This window comes from Streptomyces sp. NPDC088915 (genome assembly GCF_044749825.1).
GTDB lineage: Bacteria > Actinomycetota > Actinomycetes > Streptomycetales > Streptomycetaceae > Streptomyces.
On sequence record NZ_JBIVIR010000013.1, the window covers coordinates 206228 to 231010 of the forward strand.

The following is a 24783-nucleotide window of genomic DNA, read 5'->3' on the forward strand; positions in this document are numbered from 1 at the left end:
CAGCCTGGTCACGCGAGCGGGTTGGGAACGGTCCCGTGGACGGCCGCGTGGGGGCGCTCGGACCGGTCCCGGTAGCCGTCCAGGTGCAGACGGTTGCGGTTGAGGCAGAGCCGCTCGATGCGGGGGGTGAGGAGGTCGAAGAGCTCGAAGCGCTCCTTGAGCTCCGGGAAGCGCGCCTGGTGGCGCAGGATCTCGGCGCGGACGAGGGCCCAGAAGTCCCGCTCGGGAACCCCGAGTTGCTCTTCGCAGAGCGGCGCCAGGTAGCGGAAGACGCCGACGAAGAGCCCCGAGTGGATGAACTGGGTCAGGAAACCGGGCTCCTCCGTCAACAGGACGCCACGGACGTCGTCCGGAAGGGTGGCGTGTTCGGGAAGCGGGTGGGCACTGATGTTCACATCGTCCACGAAGTCCTTGATCGCCAGGCGCACGGGGACGTCGTCGGTGTCGTACACGACGATGGCGTTCTCGCCGTGGGGCGAGAAGACCGTGCCGTAGCGGTAGAGGAAGTGCAGCAGGGGAGGGAGCAGAGCGGTGAAGAGGTGCTGGAGCCAGTCGGCGGGTGCGAGTCCCGAGCGCTCGACGAGTTCGGCGACGAAGGCCCGGCCGGCCGGGTCCGTGTGGAGGAGGGCGGCGAGGGTGCGGGCCCGCTCGCCCGGCGGCAGCTCCAGGGGCTCGCGCCAGATCGCGCCGAGCAGTTCCTTGTACTGGTACGGGACTTCGGGCAGCCGGTCGTACAGCGGGTGCTCGACGGTGACGGAGGCCACCTCCCCGAGGAGGATCACCCGGCACTCGTCCCGCAGGAACGGGTCGGCGTCGCGCAGCCCGTGGACCCAGGCGGTCACGGCGGGGGCGGCGAGGGTGCGCTCGGTGGGCAGTCCGCGCCAGACGAGGGTGTTGAGCACCGAAAGGGGGAGCTTCACGGTGTGCCGGTCGGGGCGGCTGGTGTTGAGGAAGGTGCGGACGGACTGCTGCGGCAGACGGAGGTCGCCGTCGGTGGGGAGGGGGACGATGTCTCCGGCGGCGACGGCCGGTGCGTAGAGCGGGAGCAGGATCTCGTCCCACTGCCAGGGGTGGACGGGGAGCAGGAGGTGGTCGTCGGGTGCGTGGCCGCGGGCGGTGAGGGCCGTGCGGAAGGCGGCGCGGACCTCGGGGTCGAGTTCCCGGGCATAGAGGAGGTCGGGGGTGTCGAGGCCGGGGACGCCCCGGTAGGCGGCGAGGCGTTTGCTGACGGCGATCCACGGCAGCCGGGTGGGGCGGCGCGCCTCGGGGGCCCAGCGGGCGGTGTCGGAGGCGGAGAAGCCGATGCGGCCCTTGTTGAGGACGAGCCAGGGGTGGCCGGTCTGGTGGCCTTCGAGCTCCGCGTAGGAGAGGTCGGCCAGCTCGTTCGCGGTGAGGGCCGTGTGGTCGAGGCGGGTGTCGGCGGCGAGGGTGGCGGAGAGTTCGCGGATGAGGTGGCCGAGGGTGGCGCCGTCGAGCCGGAGGAGACCTCGGGCGCGGACCAGGAGGTCGAAGGGGTCGGTCAGGGGCCGGCCCTCGTGGGCGATCGAGTCGGGGGCGACGCGCCAGCTCCCGTAGGCGCCGCGGCGGGCGCGGAAGGTGAGCGTGGTGCCGTCGTCCAGCCGCAGCGCGTGACGGTCGGGGGCACCGTCCTCGTCCCCGCTCCTCTCCCCGTCCTCGACGGGGACGGGTTCGAGTACCTCCTCGTACGCGAACTCGGCGAGGAGCTTGGCGAGGAGACGGGAGGAGGCACGGGTCCAGGCGGCGGCGTTCAGCTCGGGGGGTGCGAGCAGCTCGGGAGGCGCGAGCGGTTCGGGTGCGGGGTCCGGGGCGCCGGGCGCGGGAGCCGGGGTGCCGACGGGCACGCGGATCGGGGTGCCGGGTGCGGGGGGCAGGGTGTCGGGTGCGGAGGCGGGAGCCGGGACGGAGGTGGGGGCAGGGGCGGGGACGGAAGGGGTGGGTGGTGCGGAGTCGTGGGGTGCAGGGGATGTCGACACGAGGACTCCTCGGGGTGGGGACCGCTGTGGGACGAGCGGTGTACGCAAGGGAGGTGGTTGTTCAGAGGACGTGCCGCAGGGCGCGGTCACGGATCATGAGGGCGGCCCTCTTGTCGGGAAGGTCGATTTCCGCCGCGTAGCGGAAGCCGCCGCCGAGGAAGGCCGAGACGGAGGGGGTGTTGCGGAGGTCGGGTTCGGCGACGACCCGGGCGCACCGGGGACGGTGGTCGAGGATCAGGTCGGCGACGGTCCTCAGGAGCGTGGTGCCGACGCCCCGGCCCCGGTCGGTGGTGCCTCCGATCAGCAGGTGGACGCCCGTGTCGTGGGGGCGTGCCGGATAGTGCCGGGCGAGCGGGTCGAGGTCGGCGCGGTAGATCTCGAAGTAGCTCATGGGCGTGCCGTCGAGCCGGCCGAGGCAGGGGACGCTCCGGCCGTCGCCCTCCAGTTGGGCGCGGAGGTGGTCGGCGGTCACGGTCTCGGGTCCGGCGAGCTCCCAGAAGGCGGCGACGGCGGGGTCGTTCATCCACCGGGTGAGGAGCGGCAGGTCCCGTTCGGGATGGACGGGGACGAGCCGGAAGGAACCGACCGGGGTGGTGGTGGGCCCCCAGGAGGCGACGGAGTCGAGCAGGTCGCCGTCGAGAAGCTCGCGGTGCGGACGGCCACCGCGGAAGAGGGCGCCGGGCGGGGTGCCGGTGGCCGGGATGCCGGAGGCCGGGATGCCGGTGGCCGGGATGCCGGAGGCCGGGATGCCGCCGGTGGAAGTGTCACCGGCCGGAGTGCCGGTGACCGGGGTGGCGGGGGTGGCGGTGGCGGGGGCATCGCCGGTGGGGGTGTCGCCGGCCGGGGGCTGCGGCGGCGCTCCCCGGGTGAGGAGGGCGACGAGGTCGTCGACCCTCAGGTCGAGGGTGTCGTCCCCCGGTGGGTCGGCCGGGGGGCGGGTGGGTGACACGGTGTCGCTCTCCTCTCGGCGGTGCGGTCGGGACGCGAGGGCGTGGGGCGTGGGGGCGTCGACGGGGATCGGGGGTGGAGGAGCGGTCAGGTGCGGAGGGGGTTGGTGACGGTGACGTAGACGGACTGGGTGTCGACCGGGCCGACGAGTTCGTCCAGGCCGTGCAGGCGGGTGAGGAGGTTGGCCTTGCTGCGCAGGGTCGCGGCTTCCAGGAGCCGGTGCGGGAGGGGCGAGCCCAGACCGGTGGCGGAGGTGAGGAAGCTGCGGAGGGCGGCGAGCAGGACGCGCTCGTCGGCGAGGCGCTGGGCGCCGAAGGCGCCGATCAGGCCGAAGACGTTGTTGATGCCGAGGTAGTAGGCGAAGCGCTCGTCGGTGACCTGGTCGGAGACGAAGGTGTCGCTGTGGGCGCCGATGCCGGGGAGGCGGCTCTCCAGCTCGCTGCGGCGGGACTCGCGGAAGTAGTAGCCCTGGTTGTCGCGGTAGCGGCCGCCGACCGGCCAGCCGTCCGGGTCCAGGAGCACCAGGGTGTTCTGCTGGTGGGCCTCCAGGGCGATGCCGGCGTGTCCGTCGAGCCAGAGGACGGGGCGGACGACGTGGTCGAGGTAGCGGAGGAACCACTCGGCGGCCACGGCGGCGGTGGGGCGGCCGGTGCGGGCGGAGAGCCGGCCGATGACGTCGGCGAGCCGGGAGCGCATGGCGGTGGCTCCGGGCCAGGGGCGGGGGGCGGTGAGGGCGGCGATGCAGACGGCGTCGTCGCCGGGGCCGAAGGGGTTGTGGCGGATCATGACGTCGAGGCCGGGGACGGGGGTGCCGTCCGGGGTGTCGACGGCCAGCCAGGCGGGGTCGCGGACGATGTCGAAGCCCGGGTGGGCGGCCTGCCACTCGTCGACGAGGCCGGTCCGGAGCAGTCGGTGGACCTCGACGCCGCGGTGGAGTTCCTTGCGGAGGTTCTCGCGGCGGGAGTTGGTGATGCGCAGGCCGAGGGAGAGCTTGAGCATGGCCGGGGTGCCGGGGCGGTGCACGGTGCGGATGGAGGAGGTGGGGTGCCAGGGGGCGCCGTGGGGGCCGAGGTCGTGGAGGAGGCCGCCGTCGAGCAGGGCGCGGACGTCGGGGCGGTGGCGGAGTTCGCGGGCCTGCCAGGGGTGGAGGGGCAGGGGGGCGGTGCCGGCGGGGACGACGAGTCCCTCCGCGAGGCCGAGGGCGAGCTGCTCGGCGGTGACGGGTCGGCCCTGTTCGGTCCAGGCGGAGTCGGAGGCCAGGAGGGAGGTGTCGACGGCGAACCAGTGGAGGGGGAAGGCGCCGTGCAGTTCGGGTGAGTAGAGGCGGCTCTCGGCCTCGGTGAGGCCTTCCCGGCTCTTGGGGGTGGGGTGGAGGGGGTGGCCGAGCAGGAGGGACTGTTCGGCGGCGAGGAACAGGTCGGCGTCCGGGTGCGGCTGGGGCCGGTGGCGGCGCGCGGCGATGAAGTCGGCGGTGCGGCGGGCGGAGTCGGCGACCCGGCCGACGAGTTCGGTGCCCTCGGGGCGGCCGGTCTCCCGGCTGAGGAGGGCGGCGACGGTGACGGCGTCGACGGACGGCGCCGAGGAGGGGAGCCCTTCGAGGACGGGGGCGCCGAAGCGGTGCCAGCCGGTGGGCGACCAGTAGGGGACGGGGACGAGGAGGGCGGTGCCGCTGGCGTCGAGGGGGATGCGCAGGGTGGCGGAGTCGGGGGCGGGGAGGTTCTTCTCCCGGACCCAGCAGCGCAGGAGGTTCTCGACCGCGGCCGCGTCGGCGGCGCGCTCCGGGTCGGGGTCGTCCAGGGGGTCGGCGGCGGACCGGGAGGACCGGGGGTCGAGCGGTCCGAGGTGCTGGCGCGGGACGGTGGGGTCGCCGGAGTCGGGCCGCCCGGAACCGCGGCACTCGGAGCCGGAGTGCTCGGAGCCGGGACGCTCGGGACCGGCATGCTCGGAGCCGGGACGCTCGGGACCGGCGTGTTCGGAGCCGGGCGCCCCGGGGGTGAAGGTTCCGGTTCCGAGGGGCTCGGTGGTGAGGAGGGGGGCGGTGGTGGGCGCCGGGGAGGTGGGCGTGGCGTTCACGGGCTTCCTTGGGGGGTGGGGCCGGGGGCGCGGTCCGAGGGTCAGTGGGACGGCACGGGGGCGGGCGTGGGTGCGGGGGCCCGGCGGGAGGGGGGCGAGTGGGGGGCGCGGGTCCGTTCGGCGGCGGCGAGGGCGTCGGCGAAGCGGTCCAGGACGGCGGTGGCCTGCTCGTCGGTGAGGGTGAGCGGCGGCAGGAGCCGGACCACCGCGGAGTGGCGGCCGCCGAGTTCGACGATGAGCCCCCGGGCCAGGCACTCCTGCTGGACGGCGAGGGCCAGGGCGGGGGCGGCGGGCGGGACGGCGTCGTCCGGTCCGGCCGCGTCGGGGTCGACGAGCTCGACTCCGATCATCAGGCCGCGGCCGCGGACGTCGCCGACGCACGGGTGGGCCGCGGCGAGGCCCTGGAGCTGCCCGAGCATCCGGGCGCCGAGGGTGCCGGCCCGTTCGGCGAGCCGGTTCTCGCGGACGTACGCGAGGGTGGCCGTGCCGGCGGCCATGGCGAGCTGGTTGCCGCGGAAGGTGCCGGCGTGGGCGCCGGGTTCCCAGGCGTCGAGCGCGGAGCGGTAGACGACGACGGCGAGCGGGAGGGAGCCGCCGATGGCCTTGGAGAGGACCATCACGTCGGGTACGACGCCGCTGTGTTCGACGGCCCAGAAGGCGCCGGTGCGGCCGACTCCGGTCTGGACCTCGTCGACGACGAGGGGGATGCCGCGGTCGGCGGTGACGCGGCGCATCCGGCGCATCCAGTCGTCGGGGGCGGGGATGACGCCGCCCTCGCCCTGGACGGCCTCGACGATCATTCCGGCGGGGGTGGTGACGCCGCTCTTGGGGTCGTCGAGGAGGCTCTCGGTCCAGCGGGCGGAGAGTTCCGCGCCGCGTTCGCCGCCGACGCCGAAGGGGCAGCGGTACGGGTGCGGGTAGGGCAGCCGGGTCACGCGGACGTCGGGGGCTCCGCCGGAGGCGGCGAGGGCTCCGGCGGTCATGCCGTGGTAGGCGCCGGTGAAGGCGAGGAGGCCGTCGCGACCGGTGGCGGTGCGGACGAGCTTGAGGGCGGCCTCGACGGCGTCGGTGCCGGCCGGTCCGCAGAACTGGACGCGGGCGTCGTCGGCGAGTTCGCCCGGGAGGGTGGCGAACAGTTCGGAGGTGAAGGCGTCCTTGACGGGGGTGGCGAGGTCGAGGACGTGGAGCGGGGCGCCCGAGTCGAGGACCTTCTTGACGGCTTCGAGGACCACGGGGTGGTTGTGGCCGAGCGCGAGCGTCCCGGCGCCGGAGAGGCAGTCCAGGTAGCGGCGGCCGTCGGCGCCCTCGATGGTCAGCCCCCGGGCACGCACGGGCACGATCGGCAGGGAGCGGGCGTAGGTGCGGGCGGCGGACTCGCGCAGGGACTGGCGGCGCAGGATCCCCTCGTACCCGGTCCCCCGGACGGTCCGCCCCGACGGGGACGCCTGGCCCGATCCGGACGCCTGCCCCTTTTCATGCCCTTCGGGGCTTTCGACCCGTTCATCCGGTTCGCTCGACGCGGCCGTCGGGGTCGGCGGGGCGTGCGGCTCCGCCGGGACGGCCGGAGCTGATTCGGTCACGGCCACGGCTCGGTGTCCTCCCGCTGTAACAGTTGCGTTGCACATCGGGACGTCGTGGAGCGGCCGCAAGGGCCGTGCCGGGCGCCTCCGTTGTGTCCCCCGTACGTACCAACGACGGGAACTCCCCGGGATCACGGGCCGGAGGCAAGTTCTTGGCGTGTCCCGGATCACGGCACGGCAACGGCCGAACGGTGCCCGGAACCACCGGTGGGGCGCGTACCGTCCCCTCCGGCACCGGCATAGTGGAGGCCGTCGGCCGCGGTCCGCCAGGATCCGGCCACTGCCCGCCCACGAGCAAGCCCATGAACGGGCTCACGAGCAGGCTCGTGCACGAGCAGAACAAGCTGAACGAGCAGAACAAGTTGACGTAGTCCCAGGGGGATCACGAGATGCGACCGATTCGTCCGTTGCTGACGGCGGCCTCCGCCGTCGCGGTGCTGACGCTCACCGTTACGTCCTGCGGGCCGAGCGAGGAGAACGCGGGGGACAAGCCCAGCGCCCCCACGAGCCCGGGCCCGGCCGAGAAGATCAAGATTCCGGAGGACCTGAAGGACCGCCTGAAGGAACACGGGATCGACCTCGACAAGTGGCGCGACGGCGAGTGGAAGAACTGGGACCGCGACAAGTGGCTGCGTGAGGCCAAGGACTTCGTCAACCCGATCATCGAGGACCTCTGGGACCCGGACCGGATGCGGGAGGCCGAGCGCCCCGACAAGCCGGTCGAGGAGGAGGACATCTCCGGCGACAAGGGCGTCACCGACCCGGCTCCGGACCCGGTGCGGGCGAAGGCCGTGGACGCGAAGTACCACGACAACGCCCCCGAGTCCGGCAAGGTCTTCTTCGACGGCCCCGAGGGCTCCATGGTCTGCTCGGCCACGGTCGTGAAGGACCCGGCGCACCCGGGCGAGTCCAACATGGTCTGGACGGCCGGTCACTGCGTGCACAAGGGGAAGAAGGGCGGCTGGTACCGCAACATCGCCTTCGTGCCCTCGTACAACGACTCGGCGCTGGCGACCTCCGACCTGGAGAAGGCGACGCGAGAGCAGATCGCCCCGTACGGCGTGTGGTGGGCGGAGTGGGTCAAGACCTCCGACCGGTGGATCGCCGAGGGCGCGAGCACGGGCGGCGCGGGCGCTCCCTACGACTTCGCGGTCATCAAGGTGACCCCGGAGAAGGGCTCCCCCGCCAAGTCCCTGGAGGAGACGGTCGGTTCGGCGCTGCCGGTGGAGTTCAACGCGCCCGCCGTGCCGAGGGTCGCGAGCCTGACGGCGACCGGCTACCCGGCGGCGGCGCCGTTCGACGGCCAGAAGATGTTCCAGTGCCAGGACAAGCCGGGCCGGCTGTCCCTGAAGGCGGACCAGCCGACGATGTACCGGATCGGCTGCACGATGACCGGCGGTTCGTCGGGCGGCGGCTGGGTGGCCGAGGGCAGCGACGGCAAGCCGGCGCTGGTGTCGAACACCTCGATCGGCCCGTCGACGGCTGGCTGGCTCGCGGGGCCGCGCCTCGGCCCGGAGGCCAAGGGCATCTTCGACGAGGTCAGCAAGAAGTACGCCGGCCGGTAGGTCCGGCACGGAGGCGGGACCCCCGGGGTCCCGCCTCCACCCATGTCGCACCCGTCCCGCGGGCCGCGCCGGACCCCGGCCGGCCCCGGCACGGGACACGTCCCGGCGGGACACACCTCAGGGGGAACTCACCACATGCGCTCCGTACGACTGATACCCGCCGCCCTCGGCCTGGTCACGGCGCTCGCGCTGACCGCCACGGCCTGCGGGCCCACCGAGACCCCGGCCGCCGACGAGCCGGCCGCCGGGGCGAGCGGCTCCGCACCCGCGTCCGACGGCGGAGACGGCGGAGACGGCGGCTCCGGCCTCACCGAGGATCTCGCCGACAAGCTCAGGAAGCACGGCGTCGACCCGGACAAGTGGAAGGACGGCGAGTGGAAGAACTGGGACAAGGAGACCTGGCTGCGTGAGGCCGAGGACTTCGTCAACCCGGTGATCGAGGGGCTCTGGGACCCGGCGCGCATGCGGTCCGCGAAGAGCCCGGACCAGTCGATCACGGCGCAGGCCGGCACCGGCGGCACCGACCCGGCGCCCCGGCCCGTGCGGGCGCAGCGCGAGAAGACGCCGTACCACCGCAACGCGGCCCCGGTCGGCAAGATCTTCTTCGACGCGCCGCAGGGCCACATGGTCTGCTCCGGCACCATCGTGAAGGACCCCCGCCGGCCCGGGAAGTCGAACCTGGTCTGGACGGCCGGCCACTGCGTCCACGCGGGCGGGAAGGGCGGCTGGTACCGCAACATCACCTTCGTGCCGGCCTTCAACGACCTGGGCAGGTCCCCCGCCGCGCTGAACGGCGCACAGCCGCACGAGGTGTACCCGTACGGCCAGTACTGGGCCGACTGGGCCGTGACCTCCGGCGAGTGGATCAGGTCCGGCGGCACCGAACAGGCCTGGCCGTACGACTACGCCGTGCTGCACGTGAAGCCGCAGCGGGGCGGCAAGTCCCTGGAGGAGACCGTCGGCGCCGCCCTGCCGGTGGACTTCTCCGCCCCGGCGCCCGCGCGGGCCGGGACGATCGGCGCCTGGGGATACCCGCAGGCCGCCCCGTACGACGGCGTGATCATGCACAAGTGCCTGGACCGGGCCACGCGGCTCACCACGGCGCCCGCGACCCCCGTGATGTACCGGATCGGCTGCACGATGACCGCGGGTTCGTCCGGCGGCGGCTGGTTCCGGGTGCTGCCGAACGGGAGGACGGCGCTGGTGTCGAACACCTCGATCGGCCCGGCCGGCAGCAACGGCTGGCTCGCCGGACCGCAACTGGGCAGCGGCGCCAAGGCGGTCCACGAGGCGGTCAGCAAGAAGTACGCCCGCTGACCCGCACCGCGGAACGGCCGAAGGCGCCGGTCCCCTCCCGCGCGGGAGGGGACCGGCGCCTTCGGCGCGTGCGGCGGGGTCAGTGCGCGGCGGGCACGAACGGCGCCAGGAGCGCCGCCAGTTCCTCGTGCACCCTGGCCTTGAGCAGGGTGCCCTCGGGGGTGTGCTCCTCGGACTCCAGCTCGCCCTCGGCGTGCACCCGCGAGACCAGACCGCCCTGCGTGTACGGCACGAGGGCCTCGATCTCGACCTTCGGCCGCGGCAGCTCGGCGTCGATGAGCGCGAGCAGCTCGTCGATGCCCTGACCCGAGCGGGCCGAGACCGCGATGGAGTGCTTCTCCATGCGCAGCAGTCGCTGGAGGACCAGCGGGTCCGCCGCGTCCGCCTTGTTGACGACGACGATCTCCGGCACGTCCACCGCGCCGACGTCCCGGAAGACCTCGCGCACGGCGGCCAGCTGCTCCTCCGGGGCGGGGTGCGAGCCGTCCACCACGTGCAGGATGAGGTCGGAGTCGCCGACCTCCTCCATGGTGGAGCGGAACGCCTCGACCAGGTGGTGCGGCAGGTGCCGGACGAAGCCGACGGTGTCGGCCAGGGTGTAGACCCGGCCGGTGGGCGTCTCGGCCCGGCGGACGGTCGGGTCGAGCGTGGCGAACAGCGCGTTCTCCACGAGGACGCCCGCGCCCGTGAGCCGGTTGAGCAGGGAGGACTTGCCGGCGTTGGTGTATCCGGCGATGGCGACCGACGGCACGTTGTTCCTGCGCCGCTCCTGCCGCTTGACGTCGCGGCCGGTCTTCATCTCGGCGATCTCCCGGCGCATCTTCGCCATCTTCTCGCGGATGCGGCGCCGGTCGGTCTCGATCTTGGTCTCACCGGGACCACGGGTCGCCATGCCGCCACCGCCGCCGCCGCCCATCTGCCGGGAGAGCGACTGGCCCCAGCCGCGCAGCCGCGGCAGCATGTACTGCATCTGCGCGAGCGCGACCTGCGCCTTGCCCTCTCGGGACTTGGCGTGCTGGGCGAAGATGTCGAGGATGAGGGCGGTCCGGTCGACCACCTTCACCTTGACGACGTCTTCGAGGGCGATGAGCTGGCCGGGGCTGAGCTCGCCGTCGCAGACGACGGTGTCGGCGCCGGTCTCGACCACGATGTCCCGCAGCTCGCGCGCCTTGCCCGAGCCGATGAAGGTGGCCGGGTCCGGCTTGTCGCGGCGCTGGATCACGCCGTCGAGCACGAGGGCGCCCGCCGTCTCGGCGAGGGCCGCGAGCTCCGCGAGGGAGTTCTCCGCGTCCTGCACGGTCCCCGAGGTCCAGACGCCGACCAGCACGACGCGCTCCAGGCGCAGCTGGCGGTACTCGACCTCGGTGACGTCCTCGAGCTCGGTGGAGAGGCCGGCGACGCGGCGCAGGGCCGCGCGCTCGGAGCGGTCGAACTGGTCGCCGTCCCGCTCTCCGTCGATCTCGTGGCTCCAGGCGACGTCCTCTTCCATCAGGGCATCGGCCCGAAGGCTCTCGGTACGGCTCGTCTCCGCGAAGCTCTGGTTGTCCTGGGAAGGGGATGAAGAGGAGGTCATTGGATCCTTACGTCTGAGAGAAAGAGTGTGTGCCGATGACAACGCGCGCGGGCGCCGGAAGATTCCCGGACCCGGCCGCGCCGCCGACCGGACGATGGTGACACGCCCCGCCGTGGCCCGTCACCCGGGTTTCCCGGCACCCGCCGGGGCCCGTCACCCGGGATTCCCGGCGCCCGCCGCGCCCGTCACCCGCGCCCCGGGGCGCTCCCCGTGCTCCGGGCCGGGTTGCTGCGCCAGTCCGGGTGCCCGGGCATGGGCGGGGTCTTCTCCCCGTACAGCCAGCCTTGGAAGAAGCCGGTGAGGTCGCGGTCGGCGGTCCGGCCGGCCAGGGCGACGAAGTCGGCGGTGGTGGCGTTCCCGTCGCGGTGCCGGGCGACCCAGGCGCGCTCCAGGCGCCGGAAGGCGTCGGTGCCGATCTCCTGGCGGAGCGCGTAGAGGACGAGGGAGCTGCCGTCGTAGACGATCGGCCGGAAGAGGCTGATCTTGTGGTCCGGCGAGGGCGGCTCGGGGGCCGCCGGGGGCCCGCCGGCCGCCCTCCACCCGTCGGAGGCGGCGTAGGCGGCCTTCATGCGCTTCTCCAGGGGCCTGTCGGCGGTCTCCTCGGCGTACAGGGCCTCGTACCAGCTGGCGTGTCCCTCGTTGAGCCACAGGTCGGACCAGCTGCGGGGCGAGACGCTGTCGCCGAACCACTGGTGGGCCAGCTCGTGGACCATGATCGAGTCGACGTACCACTCGGGGAGGGCCGGCTCCGTGAAGAGGCGGCGCTCGAAGAGCGAGAGGGTCTGGGTCTCCAGCTCGAAGCCGGTGGCGGCGTCGGCGACGAGCACGCCGTACGTCTCGAAGGGGTACGGGCCGACCTGCCGCTCCATCCACTCCACGTGTCCCGGCGTCCTGCGGAGCCAGGGCTCCAGGAGCTCCCGGTCGGCGGTGGGGACCACGTCCCGCAGGGGCAGCCCGTGGGGGCCGGCGCGGTGGACGACGGTGGAGCGGCCGATGGAGATCTGGGCGAGCTCGGTGGCCATGGGGTGGCCGGTGCGGTAGGTCCAGGTGGTGTGGGAGCCGTGGCGGACGCGGCCGGCGGGCAGGCCGTTGGCGACGGCGGTGAGTCCGTCGGGGACGGTGATCCGGAAGGTGAAGTACGCCTTGTCCGCCGGGTGGTCGTTGGACGGGAAGACCCGGTGGGCGGCGTCGGCCTGGTTGGCCATGGCGAGGCCGTCGCCGGTGCGGACCCAGCCGCCGGTGTCGGCGGGGCCGGAGGGGTCGCTGGTGTGGGTGACGGTGATCCGGACCGGTTCGCCCGCGTCGACGGGCTCGGCGGGGGTGACGACCAGGTCCTCGCCGCGGCTGGTGTACGCGGCGGGCCGGCCGTCGACGGTGACGGCGGAGACCTCGCCGTGGGTGAAGTCGAGGTTGATCCGCTCCAGGTCGTCGGTGGCGAGCGCGTCGATCCGGGTCACGGCGGAGAGCGGCTTCGTGTTCACGCCGGGGTAGGCGACGTCGAGGGTGTACGCGAGGACGTCGTAGCCCGGGTTGCCGAGGTGCGGGAAGAGCGGGTCGCCGATGCCGAGGGGCTCGGGGGCGGGCAGGGAGGCGGCGAGGAGCCCGGCCGAGGAGGCGACCAGGGCGGCGGAGCGGAGCCACCGGGCGCGGGGCAGGGGCGTGCGGTCGAACGGCACGGGGGAGCGGGCGAACGGCATGGACCAGGGCCTTTCCGGGGGGTTGGCCCTACGGCTACCAGGGCTTTCGCCGCGCGCCGGGGCGGCTCGCCCGCCCGCCACCCGAAGGGGTTCACCCCCGGGGGTCACCTGCCCGTCCGCAGGAGGGGTCCGCCCGGTCACGGTCGTGTTCCCTCACGTCCGGTGCGGGCGGGGGCGGGGTGACGCGCGGTGGCGGGCGCGGCTCACGTCGTACACCCCGGGCACGTCCCGCATGGCCCGCATGAGGGCGGGGAGCTCGGCCGCGTCGGGGAGGTGGAGGGTGTACGTGTGGCGGACACGCTGCTCGCTGGGCGGTTCGACGGTCGCGGAGACGACCGCGGCCCCGGCGGTGGCGATGGCCTCGGTGAGGTCGGCGAGGAGTCCGGGCCGGCCGAAGGACTCGGCGACGAGGGTGACCCTGCCCTGGGCGGTGTCGCCCCAGCGGACGGCGACGGGCGCGCGGCCGACCCGGCGCATGGCGTCGGCGGAGGCGCAGCCGGAGCGGTGGACGGTGACCGATCCGCCGCGCACCCGGAAGCCGGTGATCTCGTCGGGGGGTACGGGGGTGCAGCACCCGGCCGGGCGGACGGCGGCGGGCCGTTCGCCGTCCAGGTCGGCGTGGAGCTCGGCGCCGGAGCGGCGGTCGGCGGCCGGGAGGGGTTCGGGCCGTGTCCCGGGCCGGTTGTCGGGTCGGTCGTCGGACCGGTCGCCGGGTCGGTCGCCGGGTCCGGGCTGGTGCCGGGGGTCGGCGGGGGCGGCGCCCTCGGGGTGGTCCCGCAGCCAGCCGGTGATGGCGATCCGGGCGGCGGGGGTGCGGGCGTGGTCCAGCCACTCCGGGGACGGGCCGGACACGGGGTCCTGGGCGAGCAGGAGCTGGACGGTGTCGCCGTCGCCCAGGACGGTGCTCAGCGGGGCGAGGCGCCCGTTGACGCGGGCGCCGAGACAGGCGTGGGCGGCCTCGCCGTGCTGGGCGTAGGCGGCGTCGACGCAGCTCGCGCCGGCGGGCAGGCTGATCGTGCCGGGGGCGCCGCCGTCGGCGCGGAAGACGGTGATCTCGTCGTCCTCGGCGAGGTCGGCGCGCAGCGAGGTCCAGAAGGTGTCGGGGTCGGGGGCGGACTGCTGCCATTCGAGGAGGCGGGAGAGCCAGCCGGGACGGGTGGGGTCGACGCGCTCGCCGTCCTCGGTCGCCGGGGACGCGGAGGTCGCGGGGGACGCGGAGGTCGTGGGGGACGCGGGCGACGCGGAGGTCGTGGGGGACGCGGGGATGCCCTGGCGCTCGGTCGGGGGCGCCGTGCCCTCGGGCTGTTCCGTCGTCTCCTGTCCCCCGTGCGGGTTGCCGAGGGCGACGACCCCGGCCTCCGCGACCCTGTGCATCCGGTGGGTCCGGATGAGGACCTCGGCCACGGCCCCGTCGGGGGCGGCGACGGCGGTGTGCAGGGACTGGTACAGGTTGAACTTGGGCGCCGCGATGAAGTCCTTGAACTCGGAGATCACCGGGGTGAAGCAGGTGTGCAGCTCGCCGAGGACCGCGTAGCAGTCGGCGTCCTCGGCGACGAGCACGAGGAGCCGGCCGAAGTCGCAGCCGCGCAGTTCGCCGCGCTTGAGGCGGACGCGGTGGACGGAGACGAAGTGCCGGGGCCTGACGAGGACCTCGGCGCCGATGCCCGCCTCGCGCAGGACGGCGTCGACCTGTTCCGCGACGGCGCCGAGCGCGTCGGGGGCGTGCGGGTTGCCGGCGACGAGCGCGCGCGTGGCCTCGTACTCCTCGGGGTGGAGGATGGCGAAGACGAGGTCCTCCAGCTCGGTCTTGAGGGCCTGGACGCCGAGCCGTTCAGCCAGCGGGATGAGGACGTCCCGGGTGACCCTGGCGATCCGGGCCTGTTTCTCGGGGCGCATCACGCCGAGGGTGCGCATGTTGTGGAGGCGGTCGGCGAGTTTGATCGACATGACCCGGACGTCGTTGCCGGTGGCGACGAGCATCTTGCGGAAGGTCTCGGGTTCGGCGGCGGCACCGTAGTCGATCTTCTCGACCTTGGTGACGCCGTCGACGAGGTAGGCGACCTCGTCGCCGAACTCCCGGCGCACCTGATCGAGCGTCACCTCGGTGTCCTCGACGGTGTCGTGGAGGAGGGAGGCGGTCAGGGTGGTGGTCTCGGCGCCGAGTTCGGCCAGGATGAGGGTGACCGCGAGCGGGTGGGTGATGTACGGCTCGCCGCTCTTGCGGAACTGGCCGCGGTGCGAGGACTCGGCGAGGACGTACGCCCGGCGCAGCACCGTCAGGTCGGCCTCGGGATGGTGGGCGCGGTGCGCCTCGGCGACGTGGCCGATGGCATCGGGAAGCCGGTCGCGGGGGGCCGGTCCGGCGGTGGCGCCCAGCAGGGCGGCGCGGCCGAGCCGGCGCAGGTCGATGCGGGCGCGTCCGCGCCTGCGGACGGTCACGTCGGTGGCGGCGTCCTCCGCCGCGCTCACAGGGTTGGTGGCCTCTGCGCTCATGGGGCACCTCCGGCGACAGACCGGCGGTGGGCGGGCCAGGCGTGCCCGGGGGCCGGTGCTTGATGCTACCGACCCCACCACGCGGCGCAGTCACGCTCTCGCTCAGCGTGAATCGGATCACCCATTCGAGCGATAATTCAGTCGCTGACCGTTTCGATTCCGGGGTCTGCGGCGTTCTCGGCGCCCTCGGCGAGCCAGGCGGGGTCGAGGGTGCCCTCGGCGACGATGACGGCCGGGCCGGTCATGTCGATCCGCCCGTCGGGGTGCTCGGTGATGACCAGGGTCCCGCCGAGGACGTCGACGGTGTACGTGACGGGGGTGCCGGTCGCGGCGGGGTCGGCGCCGTCCCGGCGGGCGGTGGCGACGGCGACGGCGCACGCGCCCGTGCCGCAGGAGCGGGTCTCGGCGGCGCCGCGCTCGTGGACCCGCATGGCGACGTGGCGGGGGCCGCGGTCGACGACGAACTCGATGTTGACCCCGTCCGGGTAGACGGAGGCGGGTGCGTGGGCGGGCTCGGTGAAGAGGGTCCCGGCGTGGTCGAGGTCCTCGACGAAGGCGACCGCGTGCGGGTTGCCCATGTTCACGTTGCGGGCGGGCCAGCTGCGGCCGTCGACGGTGATCGTGGCGCCGGCCTCGGGGAGGACCGCGCGGCCCATGGCCACGGTGACGGAGCCGTCCTTGTCGAGGTGGACGTGCTTGACCCCGCCCCGGGTGGCGACGGCCACCTCGCCGGCGGTGACGTGTCCGGCGTGCTCCAGGTAGCGGGCGAAGACCCGCACCCCGTTCCCGCACATCTCGGCGACCGAGCCGTCGGCGTTGCGGTAGTCCATGAACCACTCGGCCTCGTCGGCCAGGTGCCGGGCCTCGGGGTGGGCGGCGCTGCGCACGACGTGCAGCAGCCCGTCGCCCCCGACGCCGGCGCGCCGGTCGCAGAGCCGGGCGACGAGGGCGGGGGGCAGGTCGAGGGCGTTCTCCGCGTCGGGGACGATCACGAAGTCGTTCTCGGTGCCGTGGCCCTTGAGGAAACGGAGCGGGGAGGTCTGCGTGCTGGTCACGAGATCAACTGTACGGGGCGCGGGTTCAGCGGAGGCGGGCCACGGTGCGGGAGCGCGGGTTCAGCGGAGGCGGGCCACGCGCCAGACCGCGAGGGTGACCAGGGCTCCGATGGTCGCCACGTACAGGGCGAGGACGCGCCAGTCGGGGCGCTCGCCGGAGCCGCGCGCCGGGAGGCCGGGCCAGGTGTGGCCGACCTTGCGGGCGGCCATCACGCCCCAGCCCGCCGCGCAGGAGCTGATCAGCAGGCCGAGCATGGCGACGACGGCGCCGCCGTCCCCGGAGCCGAAGGCGAGCGGGAAGGCGAACATCAGCGAGCCGACGGCGGCGAGGCCCACGATCGGGGCGAGCTGCCAGATCCGCAGCCGCCGCTGGGGGCGCAGCTCGACCTCGACCTCGTCGGCGTCCACCTCGACGGCGGTGCCGACCGCGTCGTCGGGGCCGTCCGGGGTCAGTCCCGGGGTCCCGACCGGAGCGTCGTCCACCGGGCGCCCGGGGCGTCCCGGTGCCTCACCCGACGGGTCCGCCGCCGGGCCGCCCAGGACCGCGTCGTGCTGTTCTCTGTCGCGAGGGCCGGCCTCCATCGCCACGCGCCCTCCCCACTCGGACTCCACTTGGTCGATCGATGCTCGATGATGGCACGCTCCCGACCGCCGAAATGACGGGCAGGGCGTCCCGATGCCATCACGTGATCAGGCTGTAACCGCTCGTTCGACCAACGACAGCGCCTCTCGCGGGAGTTCCCCCCGGCGGTCGGCGGCCCCGCTGAGCCAGTGCACGCGCGGGTCGCGGCGGAACCACGAGTCCTGGCGGCGGGCGAACCGCTTGGTGGCCCGGACGGTCTCGGTCCGCGCCTCGTCCTCGGTGCACTCCCCCGCGAGCGCCGCGAGGACCTGCTGGTAGCCGAGGGCCCGGGCGGCGGTGCGGCCCTCGCGCAGGCCCCGGGCCTCCAGGGCGCGCACCTCGTCGACGAGGCCGGCCTCCCACATCCGGTCCACGCGCGTGGTGATCCGTTCGTCGAGTTCGGGGCGGGCCACGTCGACGCCGATCTGGACGGTGTCGTAGACGGAGTCGGGGCCGGGGAGGTGGGCGGTGAAGGGCTTGCCGGTGATCTCGATCACTTCGAGGGCCCGGACGATGCGGCGCCCGTTGCTGGGCAGGATCGCGCGGGCCGCCTCGGGGTCCGCCCCGGCGAGCCGGGCGTGCAGGACGCCGGAGCCGCGCTCGTCGAGCTCGGCCTCCAGCCGGGCCCGGACGGCGGGGTCGGTGCCGGGGAACTCCAGGGCGTCGACGGCCCCCCGTACGTACAGGCCGGAGCCGCCGACGAGGACCGGGGTGCGGCCGGCGGCGAGCAGCCGGTCGATCTCGGCGCGGGCGAGGCGCTGGTACTCGGCGACGCTGGCGGCCTCGGTGACGTCCCAGATGTCGAGGAGGTGGTGCGGGACGCCGCCGCGCTCCTCGGGCGTCAGTTTGGCGGTCCCGATGTCCATCCCCCGGTAGAGCTGCATCGAGTCGGCGTTGACGACCTCGCCGCCGAGCTGCTGGGCCAGGAACACACCCAGATCGGACTTTCCGGCTGCCGTGGGGCCGACGACGGCGATGACCCGCGGGGCGGGAGCTGCGCTTCTCACCGACCCAGTCTCCCAAACCTCCGGGCCCGTCCCCGAACGGGTCGCGTGACGGGCTGCGGCCGGGCTCGTTGCCCCGTGCGCGGCGCCCCGCCGCCGGTCGTCGCGGGGGCCCCTCCCTCCGAGTAGGCTGAGGGATGGATATGGGTGTTTTGTCAAGGTTTTGCCGTAGGTTCTCGCCCTGAGCGGCGCAAGAGGACGGACACGGGTCGCGCGTTTTCCGGAGGAGCGAGTTCTTCGGGGAAGAGCGGGCACGCGGACCGTACAAGGGCGCCCGGGCGGCCGAAGGCGCGTAGGCAGGCCCCCGGGTGCTGGGGGCAGGACACGAGGACGGGCCCGCGGGGGTCCGTGGAGGGAAGGTGCCCCATGGGTCTCCTGGATTCGCTGAAGGCCAAGCTCGCCCCGGCCAAGGACAAGGTCGCCGATCTGGCGCAGCAGCACGGGGAGAAGATCGACCAGGGCCTGGACAAGGCCGCGAAGGTGGTCGACGAGAAGACCAAGGGCAAGTACAGCGACAAGATCCACTCCGGTACGGGCAAGGCCAAGGAGGCCATCGACCGGATGGGCCACAAGGAGGGCGGCGCTCCGGGGACCGGCGGCACGCCCGGGACCGGTGGCACGCCCGGGACCGACGGCACGCCCGGGACCGGCGGGATGCCGGGGGCCGGTGGCGCTCCCGGGACCGGTGGCGCCCCCGGTGGCGGTGGTGTGACGCCACCGCCGGCCGCCTGACGGTTTCCCGGCTCGGCGGGCAGCTCTTTCGGGGTGACGGCGGACGGCCGCGGAGCGACGTGCTCCGCGGCCGTCCGCCGTCGTCGTCGTGTCCAGGGGCGCCCCCGGAGCGCTCCGAAGGCGCTCAGGACCAGGCGGCCACGGCGTACTCGACCCCGTACGGGTCGTCCTCGTGGAGCAGCCGGCCGGCGAGTCCGGCGCCCTCGGCGGCGCCCGCGAGGACCTGCCAGGGGGCCCGGCCGGACGCCTTCAGCTCGTGCGCGAGCCGCGCGTCGAGGGCGAGCAGCGCGGACGCGTCGGCCGCGCCCAGCGCGCGGACGGCCTCCGCGTCGAAGCCGGCGGCCCGCTCGTCGAGGTAGCCGGGGGCCTTCACGGTCCGGCAGGCGCTGCCGTCGCCCATCACGAGGAGGGCGACGCGGTCGGCGGAGGCGGCGAGCCCGCGGCCGGTGTCGGCGCAGGCCTCGGCCGGGGTCCGCTCCCCCACTCCCAGGCCCTCGACGGGCGCGCCGGCCCAGCGGGCCCGGTCGAGGAGCCAGGCCCCGACGGCGAGGGGGACGGGGAGGGGGCGGTCGCCGGCCGGGCCGTCACCGAGGCGTACGGAGAGGTCGACGCCGAATCCGGCGAAGGAGCCGGTGGCACCGGCCGGGAAGACGCCTCCGGCTCCGTCGGCCGCGGGCCCCACGACGTAGAGCCGGTCCGGGCGGGCGGCGGCGAGCAGCCCGACGGCGTCCGCGCAGGCGGCCCGCACGGCGTCCAGCTCGGGGGCGGCGCCGGTCGCGACCTCGGGCACGAGGAGCGGCGGGCAGGGACAGACGGCTGCGGCGACAAGCATGATCCGCACCTTACTGCGCCCCGGACCGGTGCCGGCCGGGGACGGCATCCCGGGGGAACGGCTCCCGGGACGACCGGGGACGGCATCCCCGGAGGAACGGCTCCCGGGACGATCGGGGCGGGCCCGGAAACCTCCGGACGCCCGCTCACCACCCGTCCCGGCACTTCCGGACACTCGCCCGGCGCCCGTCCCGCGCGAAGTCCGGAACCGGGAGCCGGGACCCGGGTTCCGGGGCGACGGCGGGACACGGGGCCGCGCCCCCGGCGTACACGAGAACTCACCCCCGACGTACACGAGGGCTTGCTCCCGGCGTACACGAGGGCTCGCTCCCGGCGCACACACCGCCGCGCCCCCGCCGCACGCGGCGTCGGGTCAGTGGGCTCCGCAGGCCGGGGCGTCGGCCGTCGGGAGGGGGGCCGGGACGCCGATCTTGGGGAGGCCGAGGAGGACGCCCTTCGGCTTCTCGGCGGTGCGCTTCTCCCAGGCGTCGCCCGCGCGGGTGCGGCGCACCGACGCGACCGGGCCCTCGGCGAGGAGGTGGTGCGGGGCGGCGTAGGTGATCTCGACGGTCACGACGTCGCCGGGGCGCACGTCCCCGTCCGGCTTGGTGAAGTGGACGAGGCGGTTGTCGGGGGCGCGGCCCGAGAGGCGGTCGGTGGCGCCGTCCTTGCGGCCCTCGCCCTCGGCGACCATGACCTCCAGGGTGCGGCCGACCTGCTTCTTGTTCTCCTCCCAGGAGATCTCCTCCTGGAGCGCCACGAGCCGCATGTAGCGGTCCTGCACGACCTCCTTGGGGATCTGCCCCTCCATCTCGGCCGCCGGGGTCCCGGGGCGCTTGGAGTACTGGAAGGTGAAGGCGTTCGCGAAGCGGGCCTCGCGGACGGTGTGCATCGTCTGCTGGAAGTCCTCCTCGGTCTCGCCGGGGAAGCCCACGATGATGTCGGTGGAGATGGCGGCGTGCGGGATGGCCGCGCGGACCTTCTCGATGATGCCGAGGAAGCGCTCCTGCCGGTACGAGCGGCGCATCGCCCGGAGGATCGTGTCCGAGCCGGACTGGAGCGGCATGTGGAGCTGCGGCATCACGTTCGGCGTCTCGGCCATCGCCGCGATCACGTCGTCGGTGAAGTCGCGGGGGTGCGGGGAGGTGAAGCGGACCCGCTCCAGGCCCTCGATCTGCCCGCAGGCGCGCAGCAGCTTGGAGAACGCCTCGCGGTCGCCGAGGTCGGAGCCGTACGCGTTGACGTTCTGGCCGAGCAGGGTGATCTCGGAGACGCCCTCGGCGACCAGCGCCTCGATCTCGGCGAGGATGTCGCCGGGCCGGCGGTCCTCCTCCTTGCCGCGCAGGGCCGGGACGATGCAGAAGGTGCAGGTGTTGTTGCAGCCGACGGAGATCGAGACCCAGGCGGCGTACGCGGACTCGCGCCGGGTCGGCAGCGTGGAGGGGAAGGCCTCCAGGGACTCGGCGATCTCGATCTGCGCCTCCTCCTGGACGCGGGCGCGCTCCAGGAGGACCGGCAGCTTGCCGATGTTGTGCGTGCCGAAGACCACGTCGACCCACGGGGCCTTCTTGACGATGGTGTCGCGGTCCTTCTGGGCGAGACAGCCGCCGACGGCGATCTGCATGCCCGGGCGGGTGGTCTTCATCGGGGCGAGCCGGCCGAGGTTGCCGTACAGCTTGTTGTCGGCGTTCTCGCGGACCGCGCACGTGTTGAAGACGACGACGTCGGCGTCGCCGTCGGCGCCCTTGGGGGCCCGTACGTAACCCGCCTCCTCCAGCAGACCGGAGAGCCGCTCGGAGTCGTGGACGTTCATCTGGCACCCGTAGGTGCGGATCTCGTAGGTCTTGGTGCCGTCAACGCTCACTGCGGTGCTCCGGTCGCTGCTGCTCGTCATGCGTCAAGGGTAGGCGCTCCGGAGCGGCCCCCGCCCCGGCGTCCGGGCCCGCCCGGCGTCCCCGGCGGCCTCCCCCGCACCCCGCGGTTTTCCGCAGGGCGGTCGGGCGGGAAGCCCCGTACCGGCGGGGAGGCCGGATTCCTGGCGTGGAGGGGTGCCGGGGCGCAGGTCCCCGGAGCCCCGACCGTCGCCCTCAAGTCCTGGAGTCCTGGAGTCCTGGAGTCCTGGAGTCCTGGAGTCCTGGAGTCCTGGAGTCCTGCCATGCCGATCGCCTCCCTCGTCCACTCCACGCCCCCGGCCCCGGCCGGTGAGCCCGCGGGCGGTGTCGCCGGCCGGGCCGCCGGGCTCGCCGACACGCTGGGCGGTCCGGGAGCCGGGCTCGCCATCGCCCCGGAGAACCTCTTCCCGCCGCTGCCCAGCGGGATCATCCTGTCGCTGACCGGTTTCGCCGCCGGGCAGGGCGTGCTGAGCCCGGCGTCGGCGCTGTTCTGGACGACGCTCGGCTCGGTGGTCGGGGCGGTGGCGCTCTACGGGATCGGGGCGCTCTTCGGCCGGGAGCGGATGCACGCGATCTGGGCGAGGCTGCCCCTGGTGAAGGCCTCGGACCTGGTCCGCACCGAGGAGTGGTTCGCCCGGCACGGCACCAAGGCGGTCCTCTTCGGCCGGATGGTGCCGATCTTCCGCAGCCTGATCTCGGTGCCCGCCGGTGTCGAGCGGATGCCGGTGCCCCGCTTCGTCGCGCTCACCGCGCTCGGCGGTCTCGTCTGGAACGGCGTCCTCGTGCCGGCCGGTTGCTGGCTGGGCGACCGGTGGGACCTCGTGGAGGGATACGTCGGCGTCCTGTCGAAGGCCGTCCTGGTCCTCGCCCTGACCGCCGTCGCGGCCTACGTGGCGGTCCGGCTGCGCGGCCGCGCCGGGGCCCGGCACCGGCGCGCCTCGTGAGCCCGGCCCTCCGCCCCGGCGGTACGGCTCCGCTCCCCGTAGCGACTCCGCTCTCCGTACCGGCTCCGCTCCCCGTACGGACTCCGCTCCCCACGCCGGGCCGGCGATCTTGTCCGGCTCCCGCGGGCCCACTGGTGTCGGCGTGCGCGCAAGGGGGCTCGGTGCAGGGGGACTTGGCGGGGATCGGGGAGGACGGGGCCGTCGTCCGGGCGCCCCTCCGTCTCCTTCCGTCGCGCGTCCTGGGAACCCTCCTCGGCTGCGCGACCGCCCTGGCCGGCGCCCTCCGCCTCCTCGTCACCGGCGCGTTCCTCGGCCCGCTCCTGCTCGGGCCGCGGACCCGGCCCGCCGCCTTGGAGGTCCTGACGGCCGGCGCCCGGCGGCTGGCCGCCCTCGAACGGGCCCGCCGCTCCGTCTTCTTCGGCGACCGCTTCCCGGAGCGTTACGAGGCCTCCGACCGGAAGGTCCTGCGCTATCTGACGGTCCGCGTCGGCACGGGGCTGCTCTGCGGGGTGGTCGTCGCCCTGCTCGGCTTCGGCGCGTTCCTGGCCTGGCTGCTCGCCGCCGGGGCGGTCCGGGGCACCCTGGGCCGGGACGAGCTGCTCGGCCAGGCACTGCTCGGCGGCGTGCTGCTCTTCCTCGACGTCCAGGGGCGGATCCTGGCGGTGCTCCGCTACCTGGAGTCGTAGCCGGAGGCGTAGGGGGCGCGAAAAAAGGGGGGTCGGACCGCTCAGCGGGTCCACTCCGCGAGGACCTCCTCCGTGTGCTCGCCGGGGAGCGGGGCGCGGCCCGGCGCGTCGGCGGGGGTGCGGTCGAAGCGGGAGGGCGGGGCGGGCTGTACGGAGTCGCCGACCGCCACGAAGGCCCCGCGCGCGGCCAGCTGGTGGTGGGCGGCGGCCTCCTCGGGGGTGAGGACGGGGGCCACCCCGGCGTCCACCGCGTCGAAGAGCTTCACCCAGTGGTCCCGGTCCCGGGTCGCGAAGCGGGCGCCGATCAGGGCCCGCAGCCCGGGCCAGGAGGCCGGGTCGGCGCGGTCCGGCAGGTCCTCGGCGTCCGCGAGGCCCAGCTGTTCCAGGAGGGCCCGGTAGAGCTTGGGCTCGATGGCGGCGACGGCGAGGTGGCGGCCGTCGGCGGCGGCGTAGAGGGAGTAGTGGGGGGCGTCGGTGACGGTGTGGTTGCCGGGCACCTCGCGCCACTGGTGGATCAGGGTGGAGATCAGGGCGGCGCCGTCCGCGAGGGCGGTGTCGACGACCTGGCCCCGGCCGGAGCGCTCCCGCGCGTGGAGCGCGGCGAGCAGGCCCTGCACGTGGACGTTGGCGCCGCCGGCGAAGCTGGAGAGGTACGCGGTCGGGGGGAGCACCGGGTCCCCGGTGGCCGGGTCGGTGTCCAGGGCGCCGGTGAGGGCGAGGACCGCCAGGTCGTGGGCGGCGCGGCCGGCCCACTCGCCGTGCCCGCCCCAGCCGCTGAGCCGCCCGTACACCAGGCGCGGGTTGCGGGCGTGGACCGCCTCGGGACCGAGGCCGAGCCGGTCGGCGACCCCGGGGCGGAAGCCCTCGACCAGGATGTCGGCGCGCTCGGCGAGCGCCAGGGCCCGCTCGACGCCCTCGGGGCTCTTGAGGTCGAGCGCGACGGAGCGGCGGCCCCGGGAGAGGGGGTTCTCGGGCGGGCGGGGGGCGTCGGGAGCCCGTACGGCATCGGGGGCGGCGGGGGCCCGGTCGGCCCGTACGGCGTCGGGGGTGGCGGTGGGCGCGGGCGCGCGGTCGATCCGTACGACGTCGGCGCCGAGACCGGACAGGACGGTGCCGACGAACGCGGTGGGCGCCGAGCCTGCGAATTCCAGTACGCGCACTCCGGCCAGCGGTCCCGCCATGGTGAACTCCCTATCCGCATAAGACTGGTTGACGTTTTCCACGGTATTCGGGGGCCGTGCGGAAAGGACTGCGGAGATCCGTAGCGCCGGGAATTCGGCTCCGTCCGAGACTGGGGGAATTCCCCGTCCCCTTTTCGAAAGGCATGACGCATGGCCGTCGTCTACACCGCCGAGGTCGCCTCCACCGGAGACGGGCGCAACGGCGCCGTCCGCTCCTCCGACGGGCTGCTGGACCTGCCGCTGTCGAGCCCCAAGGCCGTGGGCGGGTCCGGCACCGCCACCAACCCCGAGCAGCTCTTCGCCGCCGGGTACGCCGCCTGCTTCCACAGCGCGCTCCGGGTCTCCGCGCGCGAGTCGAAGGTCGCGCTCGCGGACGACACGGTCGTCGCCGAGGTCTCCCTGCACAAGGAGGAGGGCGGCTTCCACCTGTCGGTGGTCCTCACCGTCGAACTGCCCGGTCTCGACCCCGCCGAGGCCCGCCGGCTCGCCGACGCGGCGCACGGGCGCTGCCCGTACTCGAAGGCGATCGACGGGAACGTCGACGTGCGGGTGAACCTCGCCGCGTGACGTTCGCACAGGAGGGAGAGCCCCCGCGG

General features: G+C 74.5%; 19 protein-coding genes. 6 read left to right on the forward strand and 13 right to left on the reverse strand.

Annotation, left to right across the window (positions count from 1 at the left end; translation table 11 throughout):
- Positions 1 to 8 precede the first annotated feature (8 nt).
- From ACIP5O_RS23800 to ACIP5O_RS23815, 4 genes are all read right to left on the reverse strand, one after another.
- Positions 9 to 1790 (reverse strand): IucA/IucC family protein, encoded by a 1782-nt coding sequence (locus tag ACIP5O_RS23800; RefSeq protein ID WP_401296555.1) that lies wholly within the window; start codon positions 1788 to 1790, stop codon positions 9 to 11.
- Positions 1791 to 2055: 265 nt separating this feature from the next.
- Entirely contained in the window at positions 2056 to 2943 is an 888-nt protein-coding gene (locus ACIP5O_RS23805) for a GNAT family N-acetyltransferase (protein ID WP_401296461.1), read from the reverse strand.
- An 86-nt stretch (positions 2944 to 3029) separates the two neighbouring features.
- Positions 3030 to 5015: an IucA/IucC family protein gene (locus ACIP5O_RS23810; protein ID WP_401296463.1), complete on the reverse strand. Its 1986-nt coding sequence runs from the start codon at positions 5013 to 5015 to the stop codon at positions 3030 to 3032.
- A gap of 41 nt (positions 5016 to 5056) precedes the next feature.
- Positions 5057 to 6415, reverse strand: a complete 1359-nt coding sequence (locus ACIP5O_RS23815; RefSeq protein ID WP_401296557.1) for a diaminobutyrate--2-oxoglutarate transaminase family protein — start codon at positions 6413 to 6415, stop codon at positions 5057 to 5059.
- 569 nt (positions 6416 to 6984) lie between these two features.
- Between ACIP5O_RS23815 and ACIP5O_RS23820 the strand changes: the two genes are divergently transcribed.
- Complete coding sequence (locus tag ACIP5O_RS23820) at positions 6985 to 8160, forward strand: trypsin-like serine peptidase (RefSeq protein WP_401296465.1); 1176 nt, start codon at positions 6985 to 6987, stop codon at positions 8158 to 8160.
- Between the two features lie 135 nt (positions 8161 to 8295).
- Positions 8296 to 9477, forward strand: coding sequence for a trypsin-like serine peptidase (locus tag ACIP5O_RS23825; RefSeq protein ID WP_401296467.1), 1182 nt, complete (start codon positions 8296 to 8298; stop codon positions 9475 to 9477).
- Between the two features lie 79 nt (positions 9478 to 9556).
- Here the strand turns inward: ACIP5O_RS23825 and hflX are convergent, their stop codons facing one another.
- From hflX to miaA, 6 genes are all read right to left on the reverse strand, one after another.
- Positions 9557 to 11050, reverse strand: coding sequence for a GTPase HflX (gene hflX, locus ACIP5O_RS23830; RefSeq protein WP_125667654.1), 1494 nt, complete (start codon positions 11048 to 11050; stop codon positions 9557 to 9559).
- Positions 11051 to 11235: 185 nt separating this feature from the next.
- Positions 11236 to 12747 carry a M1 family metallopeptidase gene (locus ACIP5O_RS23835; protein WP_401296468.1) on the reverse strand — a complete coding sequence of 504 codons (1512 nt, stop codon included), beginning with the start codon at positions 12745 to 12747 and terminating at the stop codon, positions 11236 to 11238.
- 153 nt (positions 12748 to 12900) lie between these two features.
- A complete protein-coding gene (locus ACIP5O_RS23840; RefSeq protein WP_401296470.1) occupies positions 12901 to 15240 on the reverse strand; it encodes an HD domain-containing protein in 2340 nt (779 codons plus the stop codon).
- Between the two features lie 137 nt (positions 15241 to 15377).
- Positions 15378 to 16295: a diaminopimelate epimerase gene (dapF, locus tag ACIP5O_RS23845; protein ID WP_401296472.1), complete on the reverse strand. Its 918-nt coding sequence runs from the start codon at positions 16293 to 16295 to the stop codon at positions 15378 to 15380.
- A 60-nt stretch (positions 16296 to 16355) separates the two neighbouring features.
- Positions 16356 to 16877, reverse strand: coding sequence for a hypothetical protein (locus tag ACIP5O_RS23850; protein ID WP_401296559.1), 522 nt, complete (start codon positions 16875 to 16877; stop codon positions 16356 to 16358).
- A 108-nt stretch (positions 16878 to 16985) separates the two neighbouring features.
- Positions 16986 to 17924: a tRNA (adenosine(37)-N6)-dimethylallyltransferase MiaA gene (gene miaA / locus ACIP5O_RS23855; RefSeq protein WP_401296474.1), complete on the reverse strand. Its 939-nt coding sequence runs from the start codon at positions 17922 to 17924 to the stop codon at positions 16986 to 16988.
- Between the two features lie 363 nt (positions 17925 to 18287).
- On the opposite strand from miaA, the gene ACIP5O_RS23860 reads away from it, so the two are divergent.
- Positions 18288 to 18653, forward strand: coding sequence for an antitoxin (locus ACIP5O_RS23860; RefSeq protein WP_401296475.1), 366 nt, complete (start codon positions 18288 to 18290; stop codon positions 18651 to 18653).
- A 124-nt stretch (positions 18654 to 18777) separates the two neighbouring features.
- Here ACIP5O_RS23860 and ACIP5O_RS23865 read toward each other — a convergent pair whose 3' ends face one another.
- Positions 18778 to 19485, reverse strand: coding sequence for a hypothetical protein (locus ACIP5O_RS23865; protein WP_401296476.1), 708 nt, complete (start codon positions 19483 to 19485; stop codon positions 18778 to 18780).
- Between the two features lie 372 nt (positions 19486 to 19857).
- The gene (gene miaB / locus ACIP5O_RS23870) at positions 19858 to 21378 is read right to left on the reverse strand and encodes a tRNA (N6-isopentenyl adenosine(37)-C2)-methylthiotransferase MiaB (RefSeq protein WP_401296478.1); all 1521 of its coding nucleotides are present in this window, start codon (positions 21376 to 21378) and stop codon (positions 19858 to 19860) included.
- 261 nt (positions 21379 to 21639) lie between these two features.
- On the opposite strand from miaB, the gene ACIP5O_RS23875 reads away from it, so the two are divergent.
- Together ACIP5O_RS23875 and ACIP5O_RS23880 are read left to right on the forward strand one after the other, a co-directional pair.
- Positions 21640 to 22320, forward strand: coding sequence for a DedA family protein (locus tag ACIP5O_RS23875; RefSeq protein WP_401296480.1), 681 nt, complete (start codon positions 21640 to 21642; stop codon positions 22318 to 22320).
- 161 nt (positions 22321 to 22481) lie between these two features.
- Positions 22482 to 23006, forward strand: coding sequence for a hypothetical protein (locus ACIP5O_RS23880; RefSeq protein WP_401296482.1), 525 nt, complete (start codon positions 22482 to 22484; stop codon positions 23004 to 23006).
- A gap of 41 nt (positions 23007 to 23047) precedes the next feature.
- Here ACIP5O_RS23880 and ACIP5O_RS23885 read toward each other — a convergent pair whose 3' ends face one another.
- Positions 23048 to 24187: a CaiB/BaiF CoA transferase family protein gene (locus ACIP5O_RS23885; RefSeq protein ID WP_401296483.1), complete on the reverse strand. Its 1140-nt coding sequence runs from the start codon at positions 24185 to 24187 to the stop codon at positions 23048 to 23050.
- A gap of 150 nt (positions 24188 to 24337) precedes the next feature.
- Here ACIP5O_RS23885 and ACIP5O_RS23890 point away from each other — a divergent pair, with 150 nt between their 5' ends.
- Positions 24338 to 24754: an organic hydroperoxide resistance protein gene (locus ACIP5O_RS23890; protein WP_365547247.1), complete on the forward strand. Its 417-nt coding sequence runs from the start codon at positions 24338 to 24340 to the stop codon at positions 24752 to 24754.
- The last annotated feature ends 29 nt before the right edge of the window (positions 24755 to 24783 follow it).